Below are 11562 nucleotides of genomic sequence, written 5' to 3'. Positions count from 1 at the left end.
GATCGCATCGCTATGATGAGGCATCGGAGGAACCGCGGGCATATCGTGGCAGCCCGTCCTCGATCTCGTAATAATCGCCCTTATCGGCAACGAAGATATGAGCTTTGGCCTTTAGTCCGCTAGGCTGGTCAAAGCTGCCCGCCATAATCGAAATCGTGTCGGTGCCGTCCCTCTTCCAAAAAAGCGCGGAGCCGCAGGTGCTGCAAAAGCCGCGCTTGGCAAATTCCGAAGCGGCGTACCAGGTAAGCTTGTCGGCGCCTTCGACCGTCAGCCGGTCATGCCTCACACGGGTGGCGGCATAGACGTGACCTGTCTGTCTCCGGCATTGGGAACAGTGGCAGTAGACGACGCCGCGCGACACATCGCTTGTGCGGTAGCGGACGGCACCGCACAAGCACCCTCCCTCCCGGATTTCCATCAACAGCCTCCTCGAAACAAAACCCCCGCCATCATGCCATGGCGAGGGTTCAAGCAGCACCGCAAAATTTTGAACGCTGCGGTCAGTTCAATGCATCTCCGCGTCAGGTCTCAGCCGACGGCCGCCTGCTTGTGAGAATGGGCCGCGGCGTCCTTCTTGAGAAGCTCGGCCACGAGGAAAGCAAGCTCCAGCGCCTGATCGGCATTGAGCCGCGGGTCGCAATGCGTGTGATAGCGGTCGTGCAGGTCCTCGGCCGAAATCGCGCGGGCGCCGCCCGTGCATTCGGTGACGTTCTTGCCCGTCATCTCGATATGGATGCCACCGGGATGGGAGCCCTCCGCACGGTGTACATCGAAGAAGGTCTGCACCTCCTTGAGGATCCTGTCGAAAGGCCTGGTCTTGTAGCCGTTGAGCGAGATCGTGTTGCCGTGCATCGGATCGCAGGACCATACGACCTTGCGCCCTTCCCTCTCGACCGCACGAACCAGTTTCGGCAGGTGGTCAGCCACCTTCTCCGCCCCGAAGCGTGCGATCAGCGTGAGCCGGCCGGGCTCGTTCTGCGGGTTGAGGACATCGATCAGCCGGATCAGTGTCTCCGGCTCCAGCGATGGACCGCATTTGAGGCCGAGCGGATTCTTCACACCACGGCAATACTCCACATGCGCGTGGTCGGGCTGGCGTGTGCGGTCGCCGATCCATATCATATGGCCGGAAGTGGCGTACCAATCACCAGACGTCGAGTCGATGCGTGTCAGCGCTTCCTCGTAACCGAGGAGCAGCGCCTCGTGACTGGTGTAGAAGTCCGTTTCGCGCAGAGAAGGATGGCTTTCCGCATTGATGCCGATGGCATGCATGAAATCCATCGTTTCGGTGATGCGGTCGGCGAGCGCCTTGTAGCGCTCCGCCTGCGGGCTGTCGGAGATGAAGCCCACCATCCACTTATGCACGTTTTCCAGATTCGCGTAGCCGCCCTGGGCGAAGGCGCGAAGCAGGTTAAGGGTGGCCGCCGACTGGCGGTAAGCCATCTCCTGGCGCGCCGGATCCGGTACGCGCCCCGCTTCGGTGAATTCGATGCCGTTGATGATGTCGCCCCGGTAGGAGGGGAGCGTCACGCCATCAATCGTCTCGTTGTCCGAGGAGCGCGGCTTGGCAAACTGGCCTGCTATGCGCCCGACCTTCACCACCGGCTGGGCGCCGGCGAAGGTCAGCACCACCGCCATCTGCAGGAACACGCGGAAAAAATCACGGATGTTATCGGCGCCATGTTCCGAGAAGCTCTCGGCGCAATCGCCACCCTGGAGCAGAAACGCCTCGCCATTCGCGACGGCAGCGAGTTGCTTCTTGAGCTTGCGCGCCTCGCCTGCAAAGACAAGCGGCGGATAGGTGGCCATGCGAGCCTCGACGTCAGCCAGCGCCGCAGAATCCGGATAGGCCGGGACCTGCTGGATAGGCTTGCTTCTCCAGGAACTCGGTGACCACTTCGTCATATCAACACCCATAGGCTTCTTCCCCCGCGGCACCTGCCAGCGAGATGGCGGCTATTTAGCCGAACCAGGGCTCCGATACTACCCCGCATTTGCCCACGGATCGATGCAAAAACATCATCCGTGTTCAAGCGCCTCCGTCTTGCTTCAGCAGATGGTCAAATTCGCTCACCATGCTTCACCCGGTAAGTGGGTTGATACATGGTCACCAACTCCTCCGCGGCTGTCGGATGCACGGCCATCGTGCGATCGAAGACGTCCTTGGTAAGCCTCCCCTTTATCGCGATACCGAGGAGCTGCGCCATTTCGCCAGCGTCCGGCCCAAGGATGTGCGCGCCGAGAACGCGCTTTGAGCCGGCATCCACGACGAGCTTCATGATCATCTTTTCCTGCCGGCCGGCCAGCGTGTGGCGCATCGGCCGGAAGCTGGCGCGGTAGACCTCGACTTCATCGAACTGCTTGGCCGCGACCTCCTCGGTGAGCCCCACGGTTCCAATCTCCGGCTGCGAAAACACAGCTGTGGCGATGTCCTGATGATCAACCTTGGTCGGATTGTCCTTGAAGGCTGTCTCGATGAAGCACATCGCCTCGTGGATCGCGACAGGCGTAAGCTGCACCCGGTCGGTGACGTCGCCGATGGCCCAGATGTTCTCGACATTGGTCCGCGAATACTCGTCGACGAGGATTTCGCCCCGCACACCAGTCTCCACGTCGGCAGCCTCAAGCCCTAAATCCTGTGTGTTGGGAACGCGGCCAATGGCGAGCATGATTTCGTCAAAGGTCTCGATACAGCCCGACATCAAATGCGCGGCAAGCCGGCCATCGGGCTCTTTCTCCACCTTTTCGATGACGTCCTGGCACACGATGCGAATGCCCTTGGCCTCCATGGCTTCGTGCAGGCCCTTGCGGAGATCGCCATCGAACCGGCCCAGAATCTCCTTGCCGCGGTAGATGAGCGTCGTCTTCACGCCGAGGCCGTGAAAGATATTGGCGAACTCCACCGCTATATAGCCACCGCCCTCAATCGCGATGGAACCAGGCAGTTCTTCCAGATGAAACGCCTCGTTTGATGTGATGCAGTGCTCGCGACCGGGAAGCGCAACATGGGGATTCGGCTTGCCGCCAGTCGCGATCAGGATGTTGGCTGCGGTGAATGTCTCATCGCCGACGCGGATGGTGTGCCTATCGAGAAGAGTTGCCCGGCCTTCGATAATCCGGGCGCCCGCATTCTCCAGCCCTTTTCGGTAAAGGCCTTCCAGCCTTCCGATTTCCCGGTCCTTGTTGGCGATGAGCGTCTGCCAATCAAACCTGCTCTCTCCGACGGTCCAGCCGTAGCCGGCGGCATCCTCGAAATGCTCCGGGAATTGCGAAGCGTAGACAAACAGCTTCTTCGGCACGCAGCCGCGGATCACGCAGGTGCCCCCGAAACGATACTCCTCCGCAATGGCAACGCGCTTGCCCATCGATGCCGCAACGCGGCCCGCGCGCACGCCGCCGGAGCCACCGCCGATGACAAACAGGTCGAGGTCATAATTCGCCATGGTCTCTTCCGCCGCTTTCCTTCGGTTTCCTGCAGCTATGCTTTTGCGGTGCAAAAAGGAAGCCCGGCACTGAGGCCGGGCCTTCAATTCTATTCAATGCCGGTTGCGCTCAGTTGGACTTCGGCGCTTCACCCGCTTGACCCTCGGCGGCCGGCTCCTCGGCGGGCGCCTTCGGAGCCTGTGCCCCGGCTGCAGCCTGGAGGGTTTCAACCACGGAATTCGTCAGATCACGCGCTACGCCCCGGCGCCATATTTCAGCGGCCTGCAGGAGTTCACGCGTAACGATAGGACCGTCGGACAGAAGCTTCTTGCCTGTCGCCGAGCTATAGAATGTCGCGATGTTCTGCAGGTCTTCCTGGCTGAACATGCGCGCATAGGCAAGGGCAGCTTCCTTCTCGAGGTCCGCACGGCGGCTGGCGAGATCCAACGCCTTCTCATCCACCGTGGAATTGATGAGATCCACCAGATTCGGGCTCTGCTGAATAAGCTGTGCCTTCAGCGATGCCGCAGCGTCCGGGAGATAATTGTCGAACGGATCGGTCGCGTTGATCGCGTCGATTGCGGCGCGCGCGGCCTTGAGATGCTCCTCCGAAATCTCCTGCGCTCCCGCCGGAAGAGACAGCGCCGAAAGTGCCATCGCGGCAGTCAATGCGATCATGCGAGCGCGTTTGGCCAGTTTCATCTTTGCTTCTTCTCCGTTTCCTAGAATCGGCTGCCGGCGCCGAGCGTCCTGACACCGTCTTTGCCTGCAATTATCGCCGCGCCAGCGAGCCCGATGAAGAGACCGTGTTCCACGACACCGGGAATTGCGTTCAGCGCCTCCGCGAGTGCTCTTGGCTCTGGAATACGGCCAAAAGATGCATCGATTATGAAATGTCCACCATCGGTGAGGAAAGGCTCGTCACCAGCCATCCGAGTCCTCATTTCACCGGAAAGGCCAAGGCGGCTCGCCGCTTTCTCGATGGCGATCCCGGTGGCGCGAAGCCCAAACGGGTTTACTTCGATGGGCAGCGGAAAGCGCCCGAGCACATCGACAAGCTTGCTCTCGTCCGCGATCACCAGCATGCAATGCGAGGCGGCAGCCACGATCTTCTCGCGAAGCAGCGCGCCACCGCCGCCCTTGATGAGGGTGAGGTCCGGTCCCACTTCGTCGGCACCATCAATCGTGAGATCGAGCTCAGGCGTCTCGTCCAGTGTGGAAAGAGGCACCGACAGCTCGCGGCACAGAGCTGCCGTGCGTTCCGAGGTGGGAACGCCGACGACTGTCAATCCTTCAGCCACCCGCGCAGCCAGAAGCCGCACGAATTCCTCTGCGGTCGAGCCCGTGCCGATTCCGAGCTTCATCCCGTCTTCGACCTGCCCGAGCGCTGCCCGGGCGGCTTCAATTTTCAACGTCTTCGCGTCCGATACCATCTTGCCCCCACGAGCAGACCGGCTTCCTAGCCCGTTTCACCTTTTCTCGCAAATGGCTTTGCAGCCTGTGCATAGTTACCGCATTTGATGACCTGTCAGCCATTGGGTCCCATGCCTTCCTTGAACAATGAGGTCACGCGGGTTATCGCGGGAGAAGCAACAAGGGAATTCTCATGACATCCCCGATCATCGTCTTCGACCTCGACGGAACGCTCGTCGATACTGCGCCAGATCTCCTCGACAGCCTCAACCACTGCCTGCGAACGGTTTGCGTGCCTGAAGTGGCCCCTGTTGAGATCCGTCGCTATGTGGGTTTTGGAAGCCGAGTCATGATCGAGCGGGCGTTCGCCGCACATGGGCGGCCGATCGACAACGAGGAGCTCGATGCCCTGCAGAAGCTCTTCATCGAGCACTACACCGCCGGTATGCCCGGGCTTTCGCGCCCGTTCCCAGGAGTGATGGACGCGCTGGAGCGCTTTCGAAGTGCAGGCTTCATTGCGGCCGTCTGCACAAACAAGCTTGAGGACCTTTCCAAGAGGCTGCTGGAAGCGCTGCAAATCGACGAACGCTTCGCTGCGATCTGCGGGGCGGACACCTTCGGCCATCGCAAACCCGACCCCCGTCACCTGATCGATACGATCAAGCTTGCCGGTGGGGATCCCGATCGCGCGGTCATGGTCGGTGATTCGCGCACCGACATCGATACGGCCAAGGCAGCCGGCATTCCTGTCGTTGCCGTGGACTTCGGCTATACCGACCGGCCGGTGCAGGAATTCGAGCCGAGCATCGTCATCTCCCATTTCGATGAGTTGACGGTCGAGTTGGGAAACAAGCTCATCAAATCGGCCGCAGGCCAAGCGGTGGCTTGACTTAGTCCCTGGGGCTCCCTTATATCGCCGCGCGTTCGGCGATTTGCCGCCGGGCGGGCGCGTAGCTCAGCGGGAGAGCACACCCTTCACACGGGTGGGGTCACAGGTTCAATCCCTGTCGCGCCCACCACTCCCTTGGCACAAGCTACACCTGCTGGTTTTCCACGTCGCCGCCGCTTTCGGCCGGTCCATCCGACGCACGCCTTTTCGCACGCAAACGCTTGGCGGTGACCGCGGGTCTTTCGCCCTTGCCTACAGAGGAACGTGTCTTGGCTCGGTCCGAGGAGCGGCTCTCGCTTTTCTCGGCGAGAATCTCGGCCGACAGGATGGATGGCTGTCCGCGATCTTCATTGCCTACATTGAGCGTGACCTGCGGGAACGGAATGGCGATTCCGCGCGCGTCAAAGACCTCCTTGATGATCTCGTTGTAGACTCGACCGATCACCCATTGCTGACCCGCCACCGTCTTGATGCGCGCCCGGACCATGATCGCGGAATCGCCGAACTCGGTCACACCGTGCATCTCCAGATCGCCGAGAATGTGAGGGCCGTGCTCCGTCAGCTTCAACTGCTCGAACGCGTCGAGGATGGCGCGCTTCACATCGGGAACGCTCATCCCGTAATCGACCCTTATGTTCGCGACGTGGTAGGCGAAATTCTTCATGAAATTCGATACCGAATCGACCGACGAGAACGGAATCAGGTGATACGCGCCGTCCAGCGTGCGCAGGGAAACTGAGCGGATCGTGAGACGCTCGACCGTGCCGGTGATGCCCGCCACCGTCACAACATCCCCCTCGTTCATGGCATTCTCGAACTGGATGAAGGCGCCCGTGATTATGTCCTGAACCAGCTTCTGGGCTCCAAAACCCACTGCCAGGCCGAGAATACCCGCACCGGCCAGGAGCGGCGCGATATTCACGCCCAACTCGGACAGGACGAGCATGAAAACGAGGACGCCCAGCGCAATCGTAAATGCATTGCGGAAGAGCGAAAGCAGAGTGCGTTCGCGAGGGCTGGGCTTGCGGGCTTTCGGGGGATCAAGCCGGTATTCCACCCAGGATTGGACGACGAGATAGAGGAGGCTGCCTGCAAGGAGGATCAGCCCCGCCGAAAGGACGGACTTTACGACCCGCTGGCCTGCCTCGCTCGAAACCCAGCCGAGGAAATCGGCCACCAGCCAGATCTGGGCTATGGCGATTACCACACCAAGAACAATGACCCCGCGGATCACCCGCAACACGTTCGGCACGAATGCATTGAGACGCTGTTCCAGCAAAGGCAAGCGCGTACGAATGTCGGCGGGCAGATGCATCCCGCCGGAGGCGACTTTCGTCACCGCAACGGTAAGCGCCATGCCTACCGCCACAGCGATAAGGGACTGGGCGGTAGCAGTCAGTACAAAAGGCAGCGCTGCTTCGTGATCGGCGAGCCAAAGGCCGAAAATCAGGACCAGATAGCTGATCGCAAGGACGTTCCAATACCGCGCAAGGGCTGAGAGCAGACGCGCGACGACCTCGGATTGCACGCGTTCGGCCTGGCGCGTCAGCCATCTGCGCACGGGATCCCGGTTCTGCATTATGATGATGCAGCCCATGGTGAGAGCGCAGAAAAGTACGAAGGCGCGCAATGCCTGCGCAGCACCCTGTGACACGCTTGCCGCAAGAATGGGCGCCAGGAAAAGGAAGGTATAGCCGACGACGCTAAGCAGCCGGCTGGCCCAAAAGTACCAGTAGGCGGCGGTGGTGTCGCCTATCCGCAGAAAGCGCAGCGCGGGCCATCTCGGTGCAAGCAGCACGCGTGCGGCCACTTTCGCAAGCTCGATCGACAGGAATGCGCCAAGGAAAAGCGTCTGTCCACTCCCTGCCCTGTCCGATAGGTCGAAATAGAGGGCAGGCACGTAACCCGCCGTCCACGCCAGAAGCACGGTCGCCATATCGAAGAGTGCAGCGATACCGATGAGGCCGGCGCGCTGCAGCGGGCTTGAGCCCGCCGCCCCTTTTGCGACGACAAGCTGAATTCGCCTGAAGACCAGACGCATCAGGAAGAACGCGGCGAAAGTGACGGCCGCAACGATGATGACATTGCGGACCGCGTTCCACATGGCCGCGAAATCGACCGTGCTCGTGCCTGCAAAGATATCAGAGATCTCGCCGGACAGCCGAACGACCGCGGCAATGAATGCGGCGGAACTCTCCACAGCGGCGCGCGTGTATTCGCCGATCTGGAAGACGCCCGTGGGCTCGGCCTCGTCCCCCGCCTGTTCAGGCCCGGCCCGGCGCAAAGTTTCGATTAGCCGGGCCCGGCTCTCGTTGTTCTCCAGAATTTGGATGAGTGCATCGACCTCGGCCTGGGAGGCCGCGATACCAGCATTATTCGCCTCATTCACCGGTTGTGCCGCAGCCGGCAGCGCACAGATGAGGATGAACAGGAGAGCAATTAGCCGCATAGACCCCCCAAAAAAGTTCCCGCGATCCCGCGAAGACCGCGCGCCAGCCTAAGCACGGGCGGCTTAACCAAATATTAGTTTGGGGCGAGAGCGAGGCAGGCGGTCAAGGCTGCACGGATGCGCCAAAATTGAGCTTGGCGAGCCGGCCGGAGGTCAAGCGCACCATGCCTGGATTTTCAGTGGTCAACCGGTAGCCGGTCGGCAGGGATCTTATGTCGACTTTCAAGATGAAATTCGAGCCGATGGAGTGGTCGGGGAAATCCGCGCAGGTCACATGGAACCGGCCGTGCTGGTCCGTGATAACCTGCCATCCGTTGGGTGTTGCAACCCGCACCCCGGGCAGGCCCTTCTCTCCTTTGTCCTGATAGCCATTGCCGTTCCGATCGTCGAAGACCTTGCCTATCACCTCCGCACATTCAAGCGACTGCGCGCGAGCCTCGCGGATGAGGATGGCCAGCATCGCCCATGCGAAAACCGCTACGGAACCCTGGGAGACCCACTTGGCCGCCATTGCACGCCTCCAAATTGCTCGACACCATGAGGCCGGACAAGACACCCTGCGTCAAGCCGGAGGGGCCAAAATGCCGGACGGTTTGACCCGGCCGCGACCGGATCGTATGCAGCATTCCATTTCCAAAACAACAACAAGCCAGGTCATGAAATTTCCCGCCCCGCTGATCGAAGCACGGCTCCTGCGCCGCTACAAAAGGTTTTTGGCAGACGTCCTGCTCGCAGACGGGACGGAAATCACGGTGTCCGTGCCGAATACCGGCTCCATGCTCGGCCTAACGACCCCGGGCTCACGCGTCTTCCTTTCTCGATGGGACAATCCCAAGCGCAAATACGCCTATACGCTCGAGATCGTCGAAGCAGACGGCACACTGGTCGGGATCAATACCGGCCTGCCGAACCGCCTGGCGGCGGAGGCGATCCGCGCCGGCCTTGTAGGAGATCTAGGCTCCTATCCAGTCATGAAGCCGGAACAGCGTTATGGCGAACGCTCTCGCATCGATTTTCTATTGGAGCATCCCGAGCGTCCGCCGGCCTATGTGGAGGTCAAGAACGTCCACTTCATGCGCGAGAAAGGACTTGCCGAATTCCCGGATACGAGGACAGACCGCGGCGCCCGGCATCTGGACGAGCTTGCGGCCATGCGCACCCTCGGTTACCGGGCTGTCATGATCTATATCGTCCAACGCGGCGACTGCTCACGCTTCCGTCTTTGTGCGGATCTGGATGCGGCTTATTCCGCAGCTTTCGAGCGCGCGAGACGTGCGGGGGTTGAAGCTTTCGTGGTAGGGTGCCAAATCTCTGCGGATGCGATCGTTCCCGATCGCCTGATTGACATGGATTGCTAGGGCCTCCCCGATGGTGACTTATCTCGACGCCGATACTGCTCCCCTCCGCAACACCGGCCAGATAAGGCTTTATGGCAAGGACGGGTTTGAAGGCATGCGCAGGGCGTGCCAGTTGACGGCCCGCTGCCTTGACGAGCTCGTCTCGATCGTCAAGCCGGGGGTGACGACGAACGCGATCGATCGTTTCGTCTTCGAGTTCGGCATGGATCATGGGGCGATCCCGGCAACGCTCAATTATCGCGGCTACACGAAATCGACCTGCACCTCCATCAACCACGTCGTCTGCCACGGCATTCCGGATGACAAGCCGCTTCGCGAGGGCGACATCGTCAACATCGACGTGACCTATGTGCTTGACGGCTGGCACGGGGATTCAAGCCGCATGTATCCCGTCGGGCAGATCAAGCGGGCTGCGGAACGCCTTCTCGAGGTGACGTATGAATGTCTGATGCGAGGCGTCGCCGCCGTGAAACCCGGCGCGCGAACCGGCGCCATCGGCGCCGCGATCCAGACCTTTGCCGAAGGCGAGCGCTGCTCGGTGGTGCGCGACTTCTGTGGACACGGCGTCGGCCGCCTTTTCCACGACGCGCCGAACATTCTGCACTACGGCAATCCCAATGAAGGGGTCGAGATGCGGCCCGGTATGATCTTCACCATCGAACCGATGATCAATCTCGGCAGACCCCATGTGAAGGTTTTGTCGGATGGGTGGACCGCAGTTACACGCGATCGCTCCCTTTCCGCGCAATACGAGCACAGCGTGGGCGTGACGGAGACAGGATGCGAAATCTTCACGCTTTCGCCTGCGGGGCTTGATCGTCCGGGCCTTGGCTAGCTACCCTGCGATCGTCGCTGGGGGGAGCTTTATGGCGGACGATAGCAATAGCGGCTTTGGAGAGGGTGTCCTGCACACCACGCGAGGCGCGTCAGGCAAGCCGGAAATACGCGTCAAAAAACATTATGAAGGGCATCGCGAGCGCTTGCGCGAACGTTTCGACGAGGCCGGAGCGGACGCGCTTGCCGATTACGAGCTTCTGGAGATGGTGCTTTTCCGCTCGGTCCCGCGCGCCGACACCAAAGGGCCGGCAAAGGAATTGCTCAACCGGTTCGGCTCGATCGGCGAGGTGTTGGGGGCGCCTGAACATCGGTTGAAAGAAGTACCGGGAATCGGTGAAGCGGCCGCCAGGGACCTGAAACTGATCGCGGCTGTCACACAACGCATGCTGCGCAACGAGGTGCGCGGGAAACAGGTGCTTTCCTCCTGGACCCAGGTTCTCGATTATTGTCGTGCCGCAATGGCCTATGAGGATCGCGAGCAGTTCCGGATCCTGTTCCTGGATAAGAAGAACGCCCTCATAAAGGACGAATTGCAGCAAACCGGCACCGTCGACCATACGCCCGTCTATCCGCGCGAGGTCGTGAAGCGGGCTTTGGAGCTGTCTGCAAGCGCCATCATCCTCGTGCACAATCATCCCTCGGGAGATCCCACCCCCTCCCGCGCCGATGTCGAGATGACGAAACTGATCATCTCCACGGCGGAGCCGCTCGGCATTACCGTTCATGACCACATCATCATCGGCAAGAAGGGTCATTCCAGCATGAAGGGCATGCGGCTGATCTAGCCGCGCTCCCGTGAGGCCCACATTTTCAAGCTTCACGACAGGCAGCGGATATTCTCAGATGGCAAACGGGCTGCCGGCCGGATCTCGCCACACGCGGCAAGTGGATCGAGTCCGACCGGCAGCTTTGAGCGCCTTTGATGGCGCTTCGTTGGACCCCTCTGGTTCCGTATCCAGCGATGCAGGTTGTGTGCCAACTGTAATGGAAAACGAAAAATGACTACGGCGCAGTGACTTAGCACGCCTGGAACAAGGGGCTCTTATGGATTGGGGGGCGCAGCCGCTGAAGAATAAAGCAGCACGTCGATGCATTCTTGGGCAAAATTCCCCGGCTCTCGCCTCCGAGCGGGAACCAGGGGATGCTGCGCGGGGCTCCAAGGGAACGGCTTGACCCGTTCAAGCTCGGCGCTC

General features: G+C 60.8%; 11 protein-coding genes and 1 tRNA gene. 5 read left to right on the top strand and 7 right to left on the bottom strand.

From position 1 onward, the window contains the following. Window positions 1–10: 10 nt before the first annotated feature. The 5 genes from CHEJ32_RS0117115 to rpiA form a co-directional block, all read right to left on the bottom strand. Window positions 11–418, bottom strand: a complete 408-nt coding sequence (locus CHEJ32_RS0117115; RefSeq protein WP_034658656.1) for a GFA family protein — start codon at window positions 416–418, stop codon at window positions 11–13. A 110-nt stretch (window positions 419–528) separates the two neighbouring features. Next, window positions 529–1905 (bottom strand): class II 3-deoxy-7-phosphoheptulonate synthase, encoded by a 1377-nt coding sequence (locus tag CHEJ32_RS0117110; protein ID WP_028034877.1) that lies wholly within the window; start codon window positions 1903–1905, stop codon window positions 529–531. 155 nt (window positions 1906–2060) lie between these two features. Further along, window positions 2061–3443 carry a glutathione-disulfide reductase gene (gor, locus tag CHEJ32_RS0117105; RefSeq protein ID WP_028034876.1) on the bottom strand — a complete coding sequence of 461 codons (1383 nt, stop codon included), beginning with the start codon at window positions 3441–3443 and terminating at the stop codon, window positions 2061–2063. Between the two features lie 109 nt (window positions 3444–3552). Next, window positions 3553–4125, bottom strand: a complete 573-nt coding sequence (locus CHEJ32_RS0117100) for a DUF2059 domain-containing protein (protein WP_028034875.1) — start codon at window positions 4123–4125, stop codon at window positions 3553–3555. A gap of 20 nt (window positions 4126–4145) precedes the next feature. Beyond that, window positions 4146–4856, bottom strand: coding sequence for a ribose-5-phosphate isomerase RpiA (rpiA, locus tag CHEJ32_RS0117095; protein ID WP_028034874.1), 711 nt, complete (start codon window positions 4854–4856; stop codon window positions 4146–4148). A gap of 173 nt (window positions 4857–5029) precedes the next feature. Between rpiA and CHEJ32_RS0117090 the strand changes: the two genes are divergently transcribed. Both CHEJ32_RS0117090 and CHEJ32_RS0117085 read left to right on the top strand, forming a co-directional pair. After that, the gene (locus CHEJ32_RS0117090; protein WP_028034873.1) at window positions 5030–5725 is read left to right on the top strand and encodes an HAD family hydrolase; all 696 of its coding nucleotides are present in this window, start codon (window positions 5030–5032) and stop codon (window positions 5723–5725) included. 55 nt (window positions 5726–5780) lie between these two features. Further along, window positions 5781–5855 (top strand) — tRNA-Val (locus CHEJ32_RS0117085). A 15-nt stretch (window positions 5856–5870) separates the two neighbouring features. Here the strand turns inward: CHEJ32_RS0117085 and CHEJ32_RS25165 are convergent. Then, window positions 5871–8174, bottom strand: a complete 2304-nt coding sequence (locus CHEJ32_RS25165) for a mechanosensitive ion channel domain-containing protein (protein ID WP_051469720.1) — start codon at window positions 8172–8174, stop codon at window positions 5871–5873. A gap of 103 nt (window positions 8175–8277) precedes the next feature. After that, entirely contained in the window at window positions 8278–8685 is a 408-nt protein-coding gene (locus CHEJ32_RS0117075; protein WP_028034872.1) for an SdrD B-like domain-containing protein, read from the bottom strand. 145 nt (window positions 8686–8830) lie between these two features. On the opposite strand from CHEJ32_RS0117075, the gene sfsA reads away from it, so the two are divergent. From sfsA to radC, 3 genes are read left to right on the top strand one after another with little or no spacing between them, the layout of a single operon-like run. Further along, complete coding sequence (gene sfsA / locus CHEJ32_RS0117070) at window positions 8831–9532, top strand: DNA/RNA nuclease SfsA (RefSeq protein WP_028034871.1); 702 nt, start codon at window positions 8831–8833, stop codon at window positions 9530–9532. Window positions 9533–9542: 10 nt separating this feature from the next. Then, window positions 9543–10367, top strand: a complete 825-nt coding sequence (gene map, locus CHEJ32_RS0117065; protein WP_028034870.1) for a type I methionyl aminopeptidase — start codon at window positions 9543–9545, stop codon at window positions 10365–10367. A gap of 31 nt (window positions 10368–10398) precedes the next feature. Beyond that, a complete protein-coding gene (gene radC / locus CHEJ32_RS0117060; RefSeq protein WP_028034869.1) occupies window positions 10399–11154 on the top strand; it encodes a DNA repair protein RadC in 756 nt (251 codons plus the stop codon). Window positions 11155–11562: the final 408 nt, after the last annotated feature.

The organism is Chelativorans sp. J32 (assembly GCF_000518985.1).
GTDB lineage: Bacteria > Pseudomonadota > Alphaproteobacteria > Rhizobiales > Rhizobiaceae > Chelativorans.
The sequence above is the reverse complement of the archived record's forward strand: the minus strand, read 5'-3'. Positions and strand labels throughout refer to the sequence as shown.